Below are 18,378 nucleotides of genomic sequence, written 5' to 3'. Positions count from 1 at the left end.
TAATGCGTAGAGTCACTGCCCTGATCGTCGCGGCGGGCCGCGGCAGCCGTTTCGGCGGCCCACTGCCCAAGCAATATGCGCTTCTGGCTGGCCAGCCGGTCCTGCGCCGGACCATCGCCGCCTTTCAGGCGGCCCCCGGGATCGACAGGGTCCAGGTCGTGATCGGTCCGGGAGATGACGCTCACTATGAGGCCGCGACTGCGGGCCTGGGACTGCCCGCACCCGTGCCGGGAGGCGCCAGCCGCCAGCGATCGGTGCTGAACGGCCTTGAGGCGCTGGCCGCGACACCGCCTGATCTGGTCGCGATCCACGACGCCGCCCGCCCCTTCGTCCGTCAGGCAGATATCGCTGCCTGCATGGCCGCCGTCTCAGCCGATGGCATCGACGGCGCCATCCTGGGCATCCCGCTCGCCGACACGCTGAAGCGCGTGAGCGACGGCAACGCCATCACGGAGACGGTGCCGCGCCAGCACTTGTGGCGGGCGCAGACGCCGCAGGTCTTCCGCTTCGACGCACTACTCGCCGCTCACCGCGCGGCCGCGTCGCTCGGTGATGCGGAAGCGACCGCACTGACAGACGATGCCGCCGTCGCCGAGCGCGCCGGGCTCAAGGTTGTCATGGTCGCGGGCAGCGGAGATAACCGCAAGATCACCACCACGAGCGACCTCGACTCCGATCTCATGGAAACCCGCACCGCCTCCGGCTTCGACGTGCATGGCTTCGCACCGGGCAATGCCGTCATGCTCGGCGGCGTCGCGGTCCCACACAGCCAGGCGCTGGCGGGACACTCCGACGCCGACGTGGCGCTGCACGCGCTGACCGATGCCGTGCTGGGTACGATCGGCGCCGGCGACATCGGCAAGCATTTCCCGCCGTCCGATCCGCAATGGCGCGGCGCCTCCTCCGACCGCTTCCTGCGCCACGCGATCGATCTCGTGACCGGGCGTGGGGGCCGCATCGTTCACCTCGATGTCACGATCGTCTGCGAAGCCCCCAAGGTCGGGCCGCATCGCGACGCCATGGTGAAGAGCATCGCGGCCATTGCGGGCATCTCGGCGGAGCGCGTTAGCGTGAAGGCGACGACGACCGAGGGATTGGGCTTCACCGGCCGGCGCGAAGGAATCGCGGCCCAAGCCATTGCGACCGTGGAACTGCCAAGGAGCTGAGGCGGCGATGTTCGATGTAGAGATGCGGGAAGCTGCGGAGCACGTCCTGTTCACCTGCCGCAAGCACGGCTTCAAGGTCGTGACGGCCGAGTCCTGTACCGGCGGTCTCATCGCTGCAGCGCTGACGGCCATCGCCGGTTCGTCCGACGTGGTGGACCGCGGCTTCGTCACCTATTCCAACGAGGCCAAGCGCGAGATGCTGGGCGTGCCGTGGGACGCGATCCTGGGGCACGGCGCGGTCAGCGAGCCGGTGGCGCGCGCCATGGCCACGGGCGCCCTCGCCCGCTCCGGCGCGCAGCTCTCGGTCTCGGTGACGGGTGTCGCCGGTCCCGGCGGCGGGTCGCCCGAAAAGCCGGTCGGCCTCGTCCATTTCGGCGCCGCGCGCACCGGCTTCGAGACGATCGCCGAGCATCACGTCTTCCCGGGTGACCGCGACGGCATCCGCCGCCTCACGGTCATCACCGCGCTCACGATGCTGGCCAAACTGGCGGAGCGATAGTCCTCATACGGACCGCGGGCCTCCCGGCCCGCTCATTATCATGATCATGAGGCGGGCCGGGAGGCCCGCGGTCCGCATGAGCTTAAGCCGGGACTTCCTTGGCAGCTCCGGGCTTTCCGTAGAGCTGCGCCGCCCGCGCCTCGAAGGCCGAGACCATGCGGCGGACGGCTTCGGCGAACAGGAGCTGGACCGTCTTCTGCAGTAGCAGCGAGCGGAAATCGAACTCCAGTTCGAAGTCGATCTGCGTGCCCTCCGGATGGGGCCGGAAGATCCAGCGGCTCTTCAGCAGCCGGAACGGGCCTTCTATGCCGGTCGTGTCGATGCGCGGGCCCTCGGGATCGTCGGGTGCGCGCACGACCCGGGAGACGAACTTCTCGTGGAACGGTCCGAAGCCGATCGCCAGTTCGGCGATCTCGACGGTCGGGCTCTCGCGGCGGCGGATGCGGCCGGCGAAGCACCAGGGCAGGAACTCCGGGTAGCGCGCCACGTCGGCCACCAGGTCGAAGAGCTGGAGCGGCTGATAAGGGACGACGCGCCGTTCCTGGTGACGGGTAGCCAAGAAGCCGTCAGCCTTTGAGCTGAGCCAGACGCGCCGCCTTGAGGCGCGCGAAGTCGTCGCCCGCGTGATAGCTCGAGCGCGTCAGCGGCGAGGACGAGACCATCAGGAAGCCCTTGGCGCGCGCCATTTGGGCAAGCTCCGAGAACTCGGCCGGCGTCCAGAAACGGTCGAGCGCGGCGTGCTTTGGCGTCGGCTGCAGGTACTGCCCGATCGTGAGGAAATCGACGTCGGCGGCGCGCAGGTCGTCCATAACCTGCAGGATCTCCTCGCGCGTCTCGCCCAGCCCGACCATCAGGCCGGACTTGGTGAACATCGCGGGATCGATCTCCTTCACGCGCGAGAGCAGCCGCAGCGAGGTGAAGTAGCGGGCGCCCGGCCGGATGGTCGGATAGAGGCGCGGCACGGTCTCAAGATTGTGGTTGAAGACGTCGGGCCGCGACGCGACCACCGTCTCGATGGCGCCGGGCTTGCGCATGAAGTCGGGCGTCAGGATCTCGACCGTGGTCGTCGGTGCCGACTTGTGCAGCGCCGTGATCACCTCGGCGAAGTGCCCTGCCCCACCATCGTCCAGGTCGTCGCGGTCGACCGAGGTCACCACGACATGGCCTAGGCCGAGCTTGCCGACGGCCTCGGCGATATTGGCCGGCTCGTGCGGGTTCAGTGCGCCGGGCTTGCCGGTCGCCACGTTGCAGAAGGCGCAGGCCCGGGTGCAGGTCTCGCCCATGATCATGAAGGTCGCGTGCTTCTGCTTCCAGCACTCGCCGATGTTCGGACAGGCGGCTTCCTCGCAGACGGTCGTGAGCTTGAGCTCACGCATCAGCCGCTTCGTCTCGGCATATTCCGGCGAGTTGGGCGCACGCACCCTGATCCAATCGGGCTTCCGTTGAATCGGATTATCCGGCCGATGCGCCTTTTCCGGGTGGCGTTCCGCCCGGGTGAGCGAGAGCTTGTCGAGTGTTCCGTCCATGACGGGCTAGATATGGAGCGTCCGGCCGTACGCCGCCAGTACCGACTCGTGCATCATCTCCGAAAGGGTGGGATGCGGGAACACCGTGGCCAGCAGCTCGGCCTCGGTCGTCTCCAGCGTCTTGGCGATGCTGTAGCCCTGGATCAGTTCGGTGACCTCGGCGCCGATCATATGGGCGCCCAAAAGCTCGCCGGTCTTGGCGTCGAAGATCGTCTTGATGAAGCCCTCAGGCTCGCCAAGGGCAATCGCCTTGCCATTACCGATGAAGGGGAATTTCCCGACCTTGAGCTCCAGGCCCTTGGCCTTGGCGGCGGCCTCGGTGAGACCGATGCTCGCGACCTGTGGCTGGCAGTAGGTGCAGCCCGGGATGTTCTCGGTCTTCATCGGGTGCACGCCCTTCACGCCGGCGATCTTCTCGACCACCAGCACGCCCTCGTGCATCGCCTTGTGCGCGAGCCACGGCGGGCCCGCGACGTCGCCCAGCGCATAGACGTTGGGTTCGCCGGTGAAGCCCCACTGGTCGATCACGATGTGGGTCTTCTCGACCTTCACCTTAGTGCCTTCGAGGCCCAGGTTCTCGACATTGCCCACGATGCCGACGGCGCTGATGACGCGGTCGACCGTGATCTCCTGCGCCTTGCCGCCGACCGTGATGGTGGCCGTGACGTTGTTGGCGCCCTTCTTCAGGTTCGACACGGTGGCGCTGGTCAGGATCTTCATGCCCTGCTTCTCGAAGGCACGCTTGGCGAAGGTCGAGACCTCGGCGTCCTCGACGGGGAGGATACGGTCCAGCACCTCGCACACGGTCACTTCGGCGCCCATGGTGCGATAGAAGCTCGCGAACTCGATGCCGATCGCGCCCGAGCCGATGACCAGCAACGACTTCGGCATTTCCTCCGGCACCATCGCCTCGCGATAGCTCCAGACCAGCTTGCCGTCGGTCTCGAGGCCCGGAAGCTGGCGCGCCCGCGCGCCGGTCGCCAGGATCACGTGCTTGTAGGCCAGCGTCACGTTGCTCTTGTCGTTCATCGCGACCGCGAGCTTGCCGGCGCCGGCAAGCTTCGCCGTGCCGTCGAAGACCGTGATCTTGTTCTTCTTCATCAGGCCCTTGACGCCGTTGCTGAGCTGGCCCGCGACCTTGCGCGACCGCTCGACGATCTTCTTGTGATCGTAGGAGACGTCCTTCACCGACAGGCCATAGGCCTCGGCATGCTTGATGAGGCCATAGACCTCCGATGTGCGCAGCAATGCCTTGGTCGGGATGCAGCCCCAGTTGAGGCAGATGCCGCCCATGTTCTCGCGCTCGACGACGGCTGTCTTCATGCCGAGCTGCGCGGCGCGGATGGCCGCGACGTAGCCGCCCGGTCCGCCGCCCACCACGATCAGGTCGAAACTGGTCTCGGCCATGTCTCTCTCCTAGGCCAGCATCGCGGCGGGTTGCTCGACATACGCCTTGAGCGTCTGCAGGAACTGCGCGCCCATGGCGCCGTCCACCACCCGGTGATCGACGGCGAGCGTGCAGCTCATGATGTTGCGGACGACCATCTCACCCTTGCGGACGACGACGCGTTCCTCACCCGCACCGACCGCCAGGATCATCGCCTGCGGGGTGTTGATGATGGCGCCGAAGTCGCGGATGCCGAACATGCCGAGGTTCGAGATGGTGAAGCCGCCGCCCTGGAACTCCTCGAGCTTCAGCTTGCCGCTCTTGGCGCGGCTGGCGAGGTCCTTCATCTCGATCGAGATCTGGGCCAGGCCCTTCATGTCCGCATTGCGCACGATCGGCGTGATGAGGCCGCGATCCGTGGCCACGGCGACGGAGATATCGACCGCGCCGTACTGGATCATCTCGTCCTCGGTCCACGAGGCGTTGCACTCCGGATGGTCGCGCAGCGCCTTGGCACAGGCCTTGATCACCATGTCGTTGACCGAGACCTTGGTGCCCTTCTTCTCGACGACGGCGTTGATCGCCGTGCGCGCCGTGAGAAGTGCGTCGATCTCGAAATCCACCGTCAGGTAGAAGTGCGGGACCGTCTGCTTGGACTCGAGCATGCGCCGCGCGATGACCTTGCGGATGCTGGTGTGCGGCACGCGGCTGTCGCCCGGGGCCACGAACACCGGCTGGCCGCCGGCGGGAGCCGGTGCCGCAGCCTTCGGTGCCGCCTTCGGAGCTGTGGCTGCCGGCGCGGCACCTGGCTTGGCGTTCTCGACGTCGGCTTTGACGATGCGGCCGTTCGGGCCGGAGCCCTTGAGGCCGGCGAGGTCGATGCCCTTCTCCGCTGCGATGCGCTTGGCCAGCGGCGAGGCGAAGATGCGGGTGCCACCGCTCGAAGCAGCGGGTGCGGTCGGCTTGGGCGCCGCAGCCGGCGCGGGAGCCACGGCAGGAGCCGGTGCCGCCGGCTTCGCTTCAGCCTTGGGCGCCGGTGCGGCAGCCGCAGGCGCCGCCGGCTTGGCGACGTCCTTCTCGCCGTCTTCGAGCAGGACGGCGATGACGGCGTTCACCTTCACGCCCTCGGTGCCTTCCTCGACGAGGATCTGGCCGACCTTGCCCTCGTCCACGGCCTCGACTTCCATCGTGGCCTTGTCGGTCTCGATCTCGCAGATCACCTGACCGGACTTGACCGAGTCACCGACCTTTACGTGCCACTTCGCAAGCTTGCCCTCCGTCATGGTGGGCGACAGCGCGGGCATCAGGATGTTGATGGACATGCCGGCTCTCCCGCCTCAGCGATTGCAGACCGCGCGAGCGGCCTCGACGATGTGGGTCGATTGCGGCAGCGCCAGCTTCTCGAGGTTCGCGGCGTAGGGCAGCGGCACGTCGAGGCCGGCGACGCGCTTCACCGGCGCATCGAGATAGTCGAACGCATGCTCCATCATCAGCGCCGAGAGTTCGGAGCCGATGCCGGCGAACGGCCAGCCCTCTTCCACCGACACGAGTCGGTTGGTCTTCTTGACCGACTGCACGATGGTCTCGGTGTCGAACGGGCGCAGCGAGCGCAGGTTGATGACTTCGGCATCGATGCCGACCTTGGCCAGTTCCTCGGCCGCCTGCAGCGCCTTGCCGACCATGATCGAGAAGGCGACGATCGTGACGTCCTTGCCGGTGCGCTCGATCTTGGCCTTGCCGATCGGCAACACGAAGTCGGGATCTTCCGGCACGTCGAACGACTGGCCGTAGAGGATCTCGTTCTCGAGGAAGATCACCGGGTTGGGATCGCGAATCGCAGCCCGCAGCAGGCCCTTGGCGTCGGCGGCGCTCCACGGCGCCACCACCCGCAGGCCCGGCACGTGGGCATACCAGCTCGCGTAGCACTGCGAATGCTGGGCGGCGACGCGCGAGGCGGCGCCGTTGGGGCCACGGAACACGATCGGGCAGGTCATCTGGCCGCCCGACATGTAATGCGTCTTGGCCGCCGAGTTGATGATCTGGTCGATCGCCTGCATGGCGAAGTTGAAGGTCATGAACTCGACGATCGGCTTCAGGCCGCCAAACGCGGCGCCGACGCCCAGGCCGGCAAAGCCGTGCTCGGTGATCGGCGTGTCGATGACGCGCTTCTCGCCGAACTCCTCCAGCAGGCCTTGGCTGATCTTGTAGGCGCCCTGGTACTGGGCGACTTCCTCGCCCATCAGGAACACCGACTTGTCGGCGCGCATCTCGGCCGCCATCGCATCGCGCAGCGCCTCGCGCACGGTGATGTGCTGCGTGCCGCCCTTCCATTCCGGCTCGGGCGCCGGTGCGGCGATCGCGGGCGCTGCGGGAGCGGCCTCGGTCTTCGGCTTCTCTTCAGCCTTGGGCGCTTCTTCCTTGGGGGCTTCCGCCTTGGCGGCAGGCGCCGGCGTCTCGGCATCGGCGGCGCTCTCGCCCTCGCCGGCCAGCACGCAGATCGGCGTGTTCACGGCGACGCCTTCGGTGCCTTCCTCGATGAGGATCTTGGCGACGGTGCCTTCGTCGACCGCCTCGACTTCCATGGTCGCCTTGTCGGTCTCGATCTCGCAGATCACCTGGCCCGACTTCACGGCATCGCCGACCTTGACGTGCCACTTCGCAAGCTTGCCCTCGGTCATCGTGGGAGACAGGGCAGGCATAAGAACCTGAATGCTCATGGGATCAGGCCTCAACCAGAATGTCGGTCCACAGCTCCGAAGGATCGGGCTCGGGACTGTGTTGCGAGAACTCGGCGGCATCGCTCACGATCTTGCGGATCTCCGCGTCGACCGCCTTGAGGCCGGCCTCGTCGATGATCTTGCCGTCGATCAGGCGCTTGCGGACCTGCTCGATCGGGTCGCGCTCGTTGCGGAACTTGTCGACCTCTTCCTTGGTCCGGTACTTGGCCGGATCGCTCATCGAATGGCCGCGATAGCGATAGGTCTGCATCTCGAGGATGTACGGCCCCTGCCCGCTGCGCGCGTGCTCGATGGCCTTCTCGCCCGCCGCCCGCACTGCCAGCACGTCCATGCCGTCGACCCGCTCGCCCGGGATGCCGAATGCCTCGCCGTGGCGATAGAGCTCGGTGGTGGCCGAGGCGCGCTCGACCGAAGTGCCCATGCCGTAGCGATTGTTCTCGATGATGTAGACCACCGGGAGCTTCCAGAGCGCGGCCATGTTCATGGCCTCGTAGACCTGGCCCTGGTTGGCGCTGCCGTCGCCGAAGTAGGTCAGCGAGACGTTCTTGTCGCCGTTGTACTTGTGCGCGAAGGCGAGACCCGTACCGATTGGCACCTGCGCGCCGACAATGCCGTGGCCGCCGTAAAAGCTCTTCTCGCGGCTGAACATGTGCATCGAGCCGCCCTTGCCCTTGGAGTAGCCGCCGCTGCGGCCCGTCAGCTCGGCCATGACGCCCTTGGGGTCCATGCCACAGGCCAGCATGTGACCGTGGTCTCGGTAGGAGGTGATGACGGCGTCCTTGTCGCGCACGCTCGACTGCATGCCGACGACGACCGCTTCCTGGCCGATATAGAGGTGGCAGAAGCCGCCGATCAGACCCATGCCGTAGAGCTGGCCCGCGCGCTCCTCGAAGCGGCGGATCAGAAGCATGTCGCGGTAGTAGGCCTTGAGCTCGTCGGGGCTCACGCTGTTGTCGCCCGGCCCGGACGACTTACTGGACGGCGACTTCGCCTTGGCGGGTGAAGTATCGACTTTCGGCTTTGTCGCCGGCTTCGCCATGGCAAATCCCCTCGTGAGCGCACTCGGCTTATAGCATCGCTCAGGGCGATGTGGTTGATCTAGCAGGAAAAAACAGACTCGCCGCGAGTGCGGCGCAGCAATTGAGCGATTGTTTGCAAACGGTGGATCGCACCGGACAGTTTCTTTCAGATGACCGCGAGGCGAACCTTGATCAACGCGTCATTGATCAAGGCGTCATCAAAAGAAGGCCGTCAGCGAGTCGGCATGAAGACGATGACGTCGTCCTTGCGGGCGAAGTTCAGGAGGATGCGCGCGCGCTCGTCCAGCATGTCGGGATCGAGGCTCTGGTTGCGCAACGCCGAGACGCGCCGCTCCCAGATCTTCCGGGTCGTCTCCGCTTCGGCGAGGTTCTGTTCGGCGATCAGCACTTCGCGCTGCAGGTGAGCCATCGCCAGCAGGCCACGGTCACCGTTCACCAGGTGGTATCCGAAATATCCGAACACCGTGGCGAAGATGACAGGGGCGAGAATCTGACGTGGTCTCAACAACATATGCGGCTTTCCTGCAGGCATATGGCAACATATTGTGGCCTTCCGTCAAGATTTTTCGTTTAATTGGAGGGCTTTAGCGGCCTTCCGGACGTTCACCAGGACTGGAAAACAAGAAGAAAGGCCTGACACGATGAGTGACGTCACCATCTGGACGCTGGACTGGGTGCCGAAGGGGCCGCGCGGCTTCGTACGCGATCTGAGGCTCCGCTGGGCGTGCGAGGAAGCAGGCCTTCCCTACACGGTGCGGACCGTGCCGTTCGATGGACGCGAGACCAACCACTTGTCGCAACAGCCGTTCGGGCAGGTGCCCTTCCTGACCGACGGTGACCTGGAAATGTTCGAGAGTGGCGCCGGCCTGATGCATATCGCCCGCAAGAGCGAGACGCTGATGCCGCGAGATGCTGTGGGCGAAGCGAAGACCATCCAGTGGATGCTGGCTGCGCTCAACTCCATCGAGATCGTGACCCTTCCCTGGTGGTTCCTCGATATCACCGGTGCCAAGGACAATGGTTTTTCAGATTGGACGGGCAAGCGCCTCGACCAGCTCGAGAAGGTTTTGGCCGAGAGGGAATGGCTGGCAGTCGATCGCTTCACCGCGGCGGATCTGCTGATGGCGGACGTACTGCGGGTCGGCAAGATCCGGACCCTCGGCAATCGCCCGGCGAGCGAAGCCTATGTGAAGCGCGTCACCGACCGGCCTGCCTTCAGGAAGGCGCATGCCGACCAGATGGCGCATTTCGCGGCTGCCGATCTGAAGCGAGCGGCGGCTAGCGCCTAACCGGTGCGCGGCCTCGGCTTCAGCGCCACCCACAGGCCCGCGAGGACACAGGCCAGCCCCAGCAACGCGGCGATGGGCAGCGGCTCGCCCAGCAGCAACGTGCCGCCCAGCGCCGCCGTCACAGGTCCCAGCCCCAGGAAGATCGTGACCAGGGTCGGCGGTGCATTGCCCAGTGCATAGACCCAGAGGAAGAAGCCGATGCCGCTCGATATGCCGATGAAGACGATGGCCGCCACCTCGCCGGCGGTGAACCGCGGCCAGGCGAGGAAGAAGCCTTCGGTAGTGGCGATACCGGCGAGCGCCAGCACCGCCACGAACATCGCGAAGGCCGTCACGTGGAGGGCGGAGTAACGCGCGACATAGGGCCCATAGAAAATCGAGCAGACGGCGCCGCACAGGGCAGAGCCCAGCGCCGCTGCGGTGCCGAGCCAGACCGATCCATGCTGCGGCTGTGCCGTCATCGCAGCCCCTCCCAGCGCGATGGCGACACCGGCGAACGTGAGCAGCGAGCCGCCGACCTTGGCCGGCGTGAAGTGCTCGCGGCCGAGCAGCGCCGACAGGATCATGGTCATCAACGGGAAGGTCGAGAACAGCAGCGAGGCGCGGGCCGCCGGGATGTGCAGCAGCGAGTAGTTCAGCAGCACCATCAGCGCTGCGAATTGGCCGATACCCAGTAGGCCGATCGGCAGGAGATCGCGCGCGGCGATGGTGCGCCACGGCCGGAGCCACAGCGCCGGCAAAAGACAGATCAGCCCGATGAGGTAACGCAGGAAGCCCAGCGAGCCCGGTCCGGCGGCGTCGACGACGTAGCGCGTCGCCACCATGGCGGCGCCGACCTGGATTCCGGTGCCGGCGGCGGCCCAGAGCGGGCCTGGCCGCTTCACAGGTCCATCGACCAGAACTGCCCGACCAGCTTCTTGCCGAAGCTGTCGTGCGTCTCCTCCTTGATGAGCCGGAAACCGGCGGCGATGTAGATCTTGCGGGCCGACACGAGGATGTCGTTGGTCCACAGCATCAGCTTTTTGTAGCCCTTGGCGCGGGCGTCCTCGATGCAGGCCGCGACGAGGCTTTGGCCGATGCCGAGGCCTCGCGCCGTGCTCTCGACGTAGAGCATGCGCAACTGGCCCGTCGTCTTGCTGGCGCGCACCAGGAACACCGAGCCCACGATCTCGCCATTGCGTTCGGCGATCCAGCAATTGTCGGACTTGGGATCGAACTTCTTGATGAACTTGGCGGAGATCTCCGCGAGCATCGCCTCGAAAGTGCCGTCCCATCCGAACTCGTTGGCATAGAGCTGGGTCTGACGGCGAATGATCCAGCCCATGTCGCCCGGCTGATGTGGCCGCAGGGTGAAGGGCGTACGCTTCTCCGGCGGCTCGTCGAGCAGTTTCTCGACGGTCTCCAGCGCCTTCACGAGCTTGTCCTGCCGCTCGACCGGCAGTTCAGCCAACAGCTTCGCGATGTCCTGCCGCGACTGCTCGTTCATCGCACCCCAGAGCTTCTGCCCCTTTGCCGTCAGGGCGAGCTCGGTCTGGCGCTTGTCGGTCTGCGAGCGTGTGCGGGCGAGGCAACCCCTCTTCTCCAGCCCCTGCAGTAGGCGGCTGACATAACCCGGGTCGAGGCCTAGGTCGCGGCAAAGCTCCTGCGCGGTGGGCTTGTCGCGGTTGGCGATTTCGTAGACCAGCCGGCCCTCGGGCAGGGTGAACGGGCTGTGAAGGAGGGTCTCCTCCAGCACGCCGATGCGGCGGGTATAGAAACGCGAGAAACGACGCACCGCCTCGATGCGGGACGCGAGCGACGACGTTGCCATGGCAGCCTCCGAAGACAGTTGCCATGGTCAATCAGTTGTTTGACTTCGTCAACTATTTGTCCAGCCAAAGGCCGGACATGAAAAAGGGCCGCCTCAGCGACCCTTGATCATTCCGGTCGGCCCCGCGACCTAGCGCAGGATCGACGTGCCGGCGTAGCGCGCCTGGGTGCCGAGCTGCTCCTCGATGCGCAGGAGCTGGTTGTACTTGGCGAGGCGATCCGAGCGCGACAGCGAGCCGGTCTTGATCTGGCCGCAGTTGGTGGCGACGGCGAGGTCGGCGATGGTCGAGTCCTCGGTCTCGCCCGAACGGTGGGACATGACAGCGCCGTAGCTGGCGTTGCGCGCCATGGAGACCGCGTCCATCGTCTCGGTCAGCGTGCCGATCTGGTTCACCTTGACCAGGATGGCGTTGGCCAGACCGTCCTTGATGCCCTGCTCCAGCCGCTTCGGGTTGGTGACGAACAGGTCGTCGCCCACGAGCTGGATCTTCTTGCCGAGCTTGTCGGTGATGGCCTTCCAGCCCTTCATGTCGTCCTCGGCCATGCCGTCTTCGATCGACACGATCGGGTAGCGCTTCACGAGATCGGCGTAGTAGTCGACCATGCCGGCGGCATCGAACGACTTGCCCTCGCCTTCCATCTCGTACTTGCCCTTCTTGAAGAACTCGGTCGACGCCGGGTCGAGCGCCAGCATGACATCCTCGCCGGGCTTGTAGCCGGCCTTCTCGATCGCCTTCATGACGAAGGCCAGCGCCTCGTCGGCCGTCGCGAGGTTCGGCGCGAAGCCGCCCTCGTCGCCCACGTTGGTGTTGTGGCCGGCGTCGTGGAGCTGGCCGCGCAGCGCGTGGAACACTTCTGCGCCCATGCGCAGCGCGTCGGCGAAGCGATCCGCCTTCACCGGCATGATCATGAATTCCTGGATGTCGATCGGATTGTCGGCATGCGCGCCGCCGTTGATGATGTTCATCAGCGGCACCGGCAGCACCGAGGCCTGGCTGCCACCGACATAGCGATAGAGCGGCAAACCGCTTTCCATGGCGGCGGCCTTAGCAACCGCGAGCGAGGCGCCGAGGATCGCGTTGGCGCCGAGGCGGCCCTTGTTCGGGGTGCCGTCGAGTTCGATCATGGCGCGGTCGATCTTGATCTGCTCCAGCGCGTCGAGGCCGGACAGCAGATCCATGATCTCGCCGTTCACCGCCGCGACCGCCTTCAGTACGCCCTTGCCGCCGTAGCGCTTCTTGTCGCCGTCGCGCAGTTCGACCGCCTCGTGCGCGCCGGTCGAAGCGCCGGACGGGACGGCTGCGCGGCCGATCGCGCCGCTGTCGAGTTCGACCTCGACTTCGACGGTGGGATTGCCACGGCTGTCGAGGATTTCGCGGCCGCGGACTTCAGCTATGGCGCTCATGAGAAAAACTCCTGTTGGGCGCGGCCTGTCTAGCCCGCTCGGACGGCGGGGAGCAAGTGACGCGATGGCACGCGCTTCCTATACTTGCAGGCCAGAATTGCCGCCTCCTGGGAGAAAACGACATGCCCGATCAGACCCACCATCACAAGGAACTCGCCTCCGTCGAAGCGCGCACCGACGCCGTCGAGGCCGCCTTCCATGAGCGCGGCATGGAGCCCGCCAACTTCATCCGCGAATTCAAGCACCTCGCCGAGGAGGAATGGGTCCCGGAGAACGGCGCCCGCGTGGTCGCCAAGGCCTGGACGGATCCGGCGTTCCGGGAGCGCCTGTTCGCCAATGGCCGCGAGGCGGTGACCGAACTCGGCCTGTCGATGCCGCCGCATCACCGGCACCTGGTCGTGCTGGAGAACACGCCAAAGGTCCACAACGTGATCTGCTGCACCCTCTGCTCGTGCACGGCGTTCTCGATCATCGGCCTGCCGCCGGACTGGTACAAGGATCTGGAATACCGCGCCCGCGTCGTGCGCCAGTCGCGCACCGTGCTGAAGGAGATGGGCCTGGAGCTACCGGCAGACATGGAAATCCGCGTCTGGGATACGACGGCCGACACCCGCTACATGGTGCTGCCGATTCGCCCCGCCGGCACCGAAGGCTGGTCCGAGGAGAAGCTTGCCGGCCTCGTCACCAAGGACGCCATGATCGGCGTCTCGCGTCTGTAAGAGAGCGGAGATCATCATGGACGGCATGCACGATCTCGGCGGCAAGCAGGGCTTCGGCCGCGTCCGCTATTCGCTGCGCGCGGAGACCTTTCATGAGCCGTGGGAGAAGCGCGTCAACGCGCTCTACTCGCTGGCGGTGAAGCTCGGCATCTTCAACATGGACGAGTACCGCCACGCCATCGAGCGCATGGAGCCGCGGCACTACCTGTCGGCCAGCTACTACGAGCGCTCGCTGACCAGCCTCGCGACGCTCTGCGTCGAGAAGGGCATCCTCACTCAGGAGGAACTGGAGCGCCGCGCCCAGGGCGCCTTCCCCCTCTCCTCGCCCAGCGCTCCCGGCCGCGGCAACGTCGCCACGCGCCAGACGCTGAAGGTCGGTGACAAGGTCACGGTGAAGACCGACTACGTGCCGGGCCATGTCCGCATGCCGGGCTATATCCGCGGCAAGAGCGGCGTCGTGGTCGGCATCTCGCCGGCCTATCCGTTCCCTGACGCCCATGGCCACGGCATCGAGGCCCAGGACGAGCCGACCTACGACGTCCGCTTCGATTCGCGCGACCTGTGGTCGGACACGGCCGATCAGGCCTTCGTCCATGTCGGCGTCTTCGAGAGCTATCTCGAGCGCGCGGAGTAGCGTCGGCGTCCCTGGACGGAAATCACGCCCCCGCCGCGTAGCGTGGCAGGCGCAGGCGGAGCAGGTCGAGCATCTCGTCGCGTAGCGGGTCGCGGGCGTTGCGTAGCCAGGCGGCGGCCATCGGCAGGAGATCGAGGGCGGCCACATCGCGGGAAGCCAGCGGCACGAAGCGGACGCCGGTCATGCCGAGGCGCGAGGCCCAGCGCGGCACGATGGCCAGGCCCAATCCCGCCGCGACGAGCTGGACGATGGTCTGTTTCTCCTCGGCGATCTGCGACAGATGGGGACGCAGGCCGGCACGCTGAAACAGCTTGATCGTGAGGTCGTGACTGTGCGGCCGCGAGCTGCGGTCGGGCACGATCATCGGTTCGTCGGCCAGTGCTTCGATCGACAGCCGGCGCCGGCTCGCGAGGCGATGACGCGTGGGCACGGCGACGACCGGCGTCTCGTGGAACAGCATCATGGTCTCGATGCGTCGGTCGAGCCGCGCCGGCGGCCGGATGAAAGCGATGTCGAGCCGGCCCGACAGCAGCTTCGGGACGAGCCGGACGGTCTTGTCCTCGAGCAGCTGGACGGAGACGGCCGAGCGTAGTTCGCGGAAATCGTGCAGCAGCGGCGGCACCAGACCGGCCGCTGCGGTGTCGATCGCACCCACCCGGATGAGACTGCGCGAGCGTCGCCGACCGCGCTCGCGGACTTCGGCCGCCAGCGCATCGGCTCGCGCCAGCAGGGCGCGTGCATCGTCGACGAAGGCCGCGCCGTCCTGCGACAGCATCACGTTGCGCGTGGTGCGCAGCAGCAACGGCGTGCCGAGCGAGGTCTCGAGCAGGCGAATGTCGCGGCTGAGCGCCGACGGCAGCATGTCGAGCCGGCGCGCCGCCCGGCCGAAATGCAGCTCCTCGGCGACCGCCACGAAGCAGCGAAGCTGATGCAGGTCCACGGCGGCGATTATATCAGAAATTTGTATAATCTAGCGCCAATTGCCCGCCGCGCGCCGGGGCCGTAAGGAAGGAGCAAATCAAGAATCCCAAGGGAGTGAACCATGAGCTTTCTTCGTCGTACTCTGCTGACTAGCGCCGTTGCCGCCTCCGCCTGCCTGGCTTCGCTGGCGATGGCCGGCCCCGCCGCGGCGCAAGGCGCCTACCCCAACAAGCCGATCACCCTGATCGTGCCGGCTGCGGCCGGCGGCCCGACCGACACGGTCGCTCGGCTGATCGCGGAATCGATGACCAAGACCTTCGGACAGACGGTCGTGGTCGAGAATGTCGGCGGCGCCGGCGGCACCATCGGCATGGCCAAGGTCGCCCGCGCGGCCCCAGACGGCTACACGATCGCCGTCTGGCACATCGCGCAGGCCACGGCCCCTGCCCTCTATGACGGGCTGAAGTACGACGTGGTGAGTGACTTCGATCATCTCGGCCGCATCACCGACGTGCCGATGACCCTCGTCTCCAAGGCCGGCCTGCCGCCCAAGGACATCGCCGAGATCGTGGCGTGGATGAAGGCCAACCAGGGCAAGGCGACCTACGGCCACGCCGGCATCGGCTCGGCCTCGCATCTCTGCATGCTGATGCTGATGAAGGAGCTGGGCATCAAGATGGAAGGCGTCGGCTATCGCGGCACCGGCCCCGCGATGAACGACCTGATCAGCGGCACGTTCGACGTGATGTGCGACCAGACCACCAACACGACCGGCCATATCAAGGACGGCCGCATCAAGGGCTACGCCGTCACCACCAAGTTCAAGGTCTCGTCGGTGCCCGACCTGCCGACCTTCGACAGCGGCACCCTTCCCGGCTTCGAGGTCTCGGCCTGGCACGCGCTGTGGGCGCCCAAGGGCCTGCCGAAGGACGTCACCGACAAGCTCGTGGCCGCACTGAAGGTCGCGCTGAAGGACCCGAAGGTGGTCGAGCGCTTCGCCGGCCTCGGCACCGAACCCGTCGCCGAGGCGCAGGTCAGCCCGGCGGCGCTCAAGAGCTATCTCGAAGCGGAAGTGAAGCGCTGGGACGCCGTGATCAAGGCGGCCGGCGTCAAAGGCACCAATTGATCCGGAGATCGTGATGAAGAGCTACAAGATCGCAGCCATTCCCGGCGACGGCATCGGCACCGAGGTGGTGTCGGCGGGAGTCGAGGTGCTGGAGGCCATTGCCAAGCGCGAGGGCAGCTTCGCCTTCAAGATCGACCACTTCGACTGGGGCGGCGATTACTACAAGAAGCACGGCCGCATGATGCCAGTGGACGGGCGCGAGCAGATCGCCAAGCACGACGCGATCCTGTTCGGCTCGGCCGGCCATCCCGACATCCCCGACCATGTGACGCTGTGGGGCCTGCGGTTGGCGATCTGCCAGCCTTTCGACCAGTACGCCAACGTCCGCCCGACGCGCGTGCTTCCGGGCATCACCTCGCCGCTGCGCCACGTGAACGGCAACGAGCTCGACTGGGTGATCGTGCGCGAGAACTCCGAGGGTGAGTATTCCGGCGTCGGCGGCCGCGTCCACCAGGGCTCGCCGATCGAAGCCGCGACCGACGTGTCGATGTTCACGCGCGCCGGCGTCGAGCGCATCCTGCGTTTCGCCTTCAAGCTGGCGCAGTCGCGGCCGCGCAAGCTCCTCACAGTCGTCACCAAGTCCAACGCCCAGCGCCACGCCATGGTGATGTGGGACGAGATCGCCAATGAAGTCGCCGCCGACTTCAAGGACGTGACCTGGGACAAGATGCTGGTCGATGCCATGACCATGCGCATGGTCATGAAGCCCGGCAGCATCGACACGGTGGTGGCGACCAATCTGCATGCCGACATCCTCTCGGACCTTGCGGCAGCACTTGCGGGCTCGCTCGGTATCGCACCGACCGCGAACCTCAATCCCGAGCGCGCCTTCCCCTCGATGTTCGAGCCGATCCACGGCTCGGCCTTCGACATCATGGGCAAGGGCGTGGCCAATCCCGTCGGCACCTTCTGGTCGGCTGTGATGATGCTGGAACATCTCGGCGAGCCGGCCGCCGCCGGGCGCCTGATGAAGGCGATCGAGCGTGTGACTGCCGACAAGCGCTTCCACACGCCGGACCTTGGCGGCACGGCAAGAACCGTGGACGTCACGAAAGCCGTGATCGAGGCGATCCAGGGGGCGAACGTTTAGGCGTGAAGCGGTTACAATGGAGCGCGCCACTCCAGTGGCGCAATCAAGATCATGAGCGCCACTGGAGTGGCCCGCTCCAATGAGGCGACGGGACCTACTTAACGCCAGGCGCTCTTAAGCGCCTGATCGGTCTTCCACTTCTCGACCGCGGCGACGTCATCGCAGCCGAAGGTCTGCGGGTTCTTGCGCGGGGTGCCTTCGATCCAGGCGAAGACCAGGCACTGGCCGTAGGTCTTGTCGCCCTGCTTGGTCTCGAACTTGATCTCGGCCGTGGTCGCGGCTCCGGCCTTGGCGTCGCCGTAGTCGTCGATCGCCGGTGTGATCTCACCAATGGCACGGCCAGCGGTCTTGTTGTCGGCGTACCATTTGGCGAAGCCGGTGAACTGGTCGCCTGCGATGCCCTTGCCATCGGCGGCCACGTAGGCCTTGAGATCGTGCACCAGCGCCTGCGCAGCGGCATTGGCCTTGGGCTCGGCCGCCTTGCGGCGCTCGGCGAGCCTGTCCTGCAGGGCCTTGAGCGCGTCGGCATTGGACGGCTTGGGAGGTGCCAGAGGCACCGGCTGGGCGGTCTGCGGCGGTGGCGATTCGAGACGGCGGATCGGGGCGCGGTTCGCCTCGGCATTGAGCTGGGCTGCTTCCTGCGGCGTCAGCTTGCCGACGACCGGCGTGTTGCGGCCCTTCTGCCAGTCGCCGATCGCCTTCATCGAGGCTTCGGACTGCAGGTTGCCGTCGATCGGGCCGTTGTACTTGTCGAGCGTGCGCAGCGATTCCTGGATCTTCTTGCGGTCCGGCTCGGGGCTGTTCAGCACCGTCGTGTAATCGGGCGCGGGTGCTGGGCGGGCCGCGATGGGGGCTGGCGGCGGTGCGGGCGCGTGGGCCGGCGGTGCGGCGCCCCCGCCTCCTCCGCCACTTCCACCGGCGCAGGCGCCGGGATTCTGGAAGCAGCGCTCGACCTCGCCCGCACTCTGCGCGACGGCTACGACAGGCGCCAGCAGCGCGAGGGAGACGAAGGCTGCGGCGAGGCGCATC

At 66.5% G+C, this 18,378-nt stretch carries 19 protein-coding genes; 7 read left to right on the top strand and 12 right to left on the bottom strand.

The features are described from left to right. Positions 1–2: 2 nt before the first annotated feature. Both AC1RP5_RS11215 and AC1RP5_RS11210 read left to right on the top strand, forming a co-directional pair. Complete coding sequence (locus tag AC1RP5_RS11215; RefSeq protein ID WP_493110722.1) at positions 3–1,166, top strand: bifunctional 2-C-methyl-D-erythritol 4-phosphate cytidylyltransferase/2-C-methyl-D-erythritol 2,4-cyclodiphosphate synthase; 1,164 nt, start codon at positions 3–5, stop codon at positions 1,164–1,166. Between the two features lie 7 nt (positions 1,167–1,173). Further along, on the top strand, positions 1,174–1,665 hold the full coding sequence (locus tag AC1RP5_RS11210) for a CinA family protein (RefSeq protein WP_493110721.1): 492 nt from the start codon (positions 1,174–1,176) through the stop codon (positions 1,663–1,665). Positions 1,666–1,747: 82 nt separating this feature from the next. On the opposite strand, the gene AC1RP5_RS11205 is transcribed toward AC1RP5_RS11210, so the two are convergent. The 7 genes from AC1RP5_RS11205 to AC1RP5_RS11175 all read right to left on the bottom strand — a co-directional run bounded on the left by AC1RP5_RS11205 (position 1,748) and on the right by AC1RP5_RS11175 (position 8,867). Continuing rightward, a complete protein-coding gene (locus AC1RP5_RS11205; protein ID WP_493110720.1) occupies positions 1,748–2,224 on the bottom strand; it encodes a type II toxin-antitoxin system RatA family toxin in 477 nt (158 codons plus the stop codon). A 7-nt stretch (positions 2,225–2,231) separates the two neighbouring features. Further along, positions 2,232–3,191, bottom strand: a complete 960-nt coding sequence (gene lipA, locus AC1RP5_RS11200) for a lipoyl synthase (RefSeq protein ID WP_493110719.1) — start codon at positions 3,189–3,191, stop codon at positions 2,232–2,234. Positions 3,192–3,197: 6 nt separating this feature from the next. Next, positions 3,198–4,598 (bottom strand): dihydrolipoyl dehydrogenase, encoded by a 1,401-nt coding sequence (lpdA, locus tag AC1RP5_RS11195; protein WP_493110718.1) that lies wholly within the window; start codon positions 4,596–4,598, stop codon positions 3,198–3,200. A 9-nt stretch (positions 4,599–4,607) separates the two neighbouring features. Next, complete coding sequence (locus tag AC1RP5_RS11190; RefSeq protein WP_493110717.1) at positions 4,608–5,900, bottom strand: pyruvate dehydrogenase complex dihydrolipoamide acetyltransferase; 1,293 nt, start codon at positions 5,898–5,900, stop codon at positions 4,608–4,610. Positions 5,901–5,915: 15 nt separating this feature from the next. Further along, entirely contained in the window at positions 5,916–7,295 is a 1,380-nt protein-coding gene (locus AC1RP5_RS11185; RefSeq protein WP_493110716.1) for a pyruvate dehydrogenase complex E1 component subunit beta, read from the bottom strand. A 4-nt stretch (positions 7,296–7,299) separates the two neighbouring features. Then, on the bottom strand, positions 7,300–8,355 hold the full coding sequence (gene pdhA, locus AC1RP5_RS11180) for a pyruvate dehydrogenase (acetyl-transferring) E1 component subunit alpha (protein ID WP_493110715.1): 1,056 nt from the start codon (positions 8,353–8,355) through the stop codon (positions 7,300–7,302). A 212-nt stretch (positions 8,356–8,567) separates the two neighbouring features. After that, positions 8,568–8,867, bottom strand: coding sequence for an FtsB family cell division protein (locus AC1RP5_RS11175; RefSeq protein ID WP_493110714.1), 300 nt, complete (start codon positions 8,865–8,867; stop codon positions 8,568–8,570). A gap of 130 nt (positions 8,868–8,997) precedes the next feature. Here AC1RP5_RS11175 and AC1RP5_RS11170 point away from each other — a divergent pair, with 130 nt between their 5' ends. Next, positions 8,998–9,645 (top strand): glutathione S-transferase family protein, encoded by a 648-nt coding sequence (locus AC1RP5_RS11170; RefSeq protein WP_493110713.1) that lies wholly within the window; start codon positions 8,998–9,000, stop codon positions 9,643–9,645. Here the strand turns inward: AC1RP5_RS11170 and AC1RP5_RS11165 are convergent. From AC1RP5_RS11165 to eno, 3 genes are all read right to left on the bottom strand, one after another. Beyond that, positions 9,642–10,529: a DMT family transporter gene (locus tag AC1RP5_RS11165; RefSeq protein ID WP_493110712.1), complete on the bottom strand. Its 888-nt coding sequence runs from the start codon at positions 10,527–10,529 to the stop codon at positions 9,642–9,644. The two genes, AC1RP5_RS11170 and AC1RP5_RS11165, sit on opposite strands and share 4 nt — an antisense overlap. Next, positions 10,526–11,455: a bifunctional helix-turn-helix transcriptional regulator/GNAT family N-acetyltransferase gene (locus AC1RP5_RS11160; RefSeq protein ID WP_493110711.1), complete on the bottom strand. Its 930-nt coding sequence runs from the start codon at positions 11,453–11,455 to the stop codon at positions 10,526–10,528. Before AC1RP5_RS11160 ends, AC1RP5_RS11165 begins: the two co-directional genes overlap by 4 nt. Positions 11,456–11,584: 129 nt before the next feature. Further along, positions 11,585–12,859 (bottom strand): phosphopyruvate hydratase, encoded by a 1,275-nt coding sequence (gene eno, locus AC1RP5_RS11155; RefSeq protein WP_493110710.1) that lies wholly within the window; start codon positions 12,857–12,859, stop codon positions 11,585–11,587. A gap of 122 nt (positions 12,860–12,981) precedes the next feature. Here eno and nthA point away from each other — a divergent pair, with 122 nt between their 5' ends. Together nthA and nthB are read left to right on the top strand one after the other, a co-directional pair. Beyond that, positions 12,982–13,578, top strand: coding sequence for a nitrile hydratase subunit alpha (nthA, locus tag AC1RP5_RS11150; RefSeq protein ID WP_493110709.1), 597 nt, complete (start codon positions 12,982–12,984; stop codon positions 13,576–13,578). Positions 13,579–13,594: 16 nt separating this feature from the next. Beyond that, positions 13,595–14,212, top strand: coding sequence for a nitrile hydratase subunit beta (gene nthB / locus AC1RP5_RS11145; RefSeq protein ID WP_493110708.1), 618 nt, complete (start codon positions 13,595–13,597; stop codon positions 14,210–14,212). A 22-nt stretch (positions 14,213–14,234) separates the two neighbouring features. Here the strand turns inward: nthB and AC1RP5_RS11140 are convergent, their stop codons facing one another. Then, positions 14,235–15,152, bottom strand: coding sequence for a LysR family transcriptional regulator (locus tag AC1RP5_RS11140; RefSeq protein WP_493110707.1), 918 nt, complete (start codon positions 15,150–15,152; stop codon positions 14,235–14,237). Positions 15,153–15,254: 102 nt separating this feature from the next. Here AC1RP5_RS11140 and AC1RP5_RS11135 point away from each other — a divergent pair, with 102 nt between their 5' ends. Further along, positions 15,255–16,259 (top strand): tripartite tricarboxylate transporter substrate-binding protein, encoded by a 1,005-nt coding sequence (locus tag AC1RP5_RS11135; protein ID WP_493110706.1) that lies wholly within the window; start codon positions 15,255–15,257, stop codon positions 16,257–16,259. A 13-nt stretch (positions 16,260–16,272) separates the two neighbouring features. Next, positions 16,273–17,349: a tartrate dehydrogenase gene (locus AC1RP5_RS11130; RefSeq protein WP_493110705.1), complete on the top strand. Its 1,077-nt coding sequence runs from the start codon at positions 16,273–16,275 to the stop codon at positions 17,347–17,349. A 98-nt stretch (positions 17,350–17,447) separates the two neighbouring features. Here AC1RP5_RS11130 and AC1RP5_RS11125 read toward each other — a convergent pair whose 3' ends face one another. Then, positions 17,448–18,377 carry a hypothetical protein gene (locus AC1RP5_RS11125; RefSeq protein ID WP_493110704.1) on the bottom strand — a complete coding sequence of 310 codons (930 nt, stop codon included), beginning with the start codon at positions 18,375–18,377 and terminating at the stop codon, positions 17,448–17,450. Position 18,378: the final 1 nt, after the last annotated feature.

It is taken from the genome of Reyranella sp. GW821-FHT12G01 (assembly GCF_058806575.1).
Note: the sequence above shows the minus strand (reverse complement) of the source record. Positions and strands in the feature narration are given on the sequence as shown.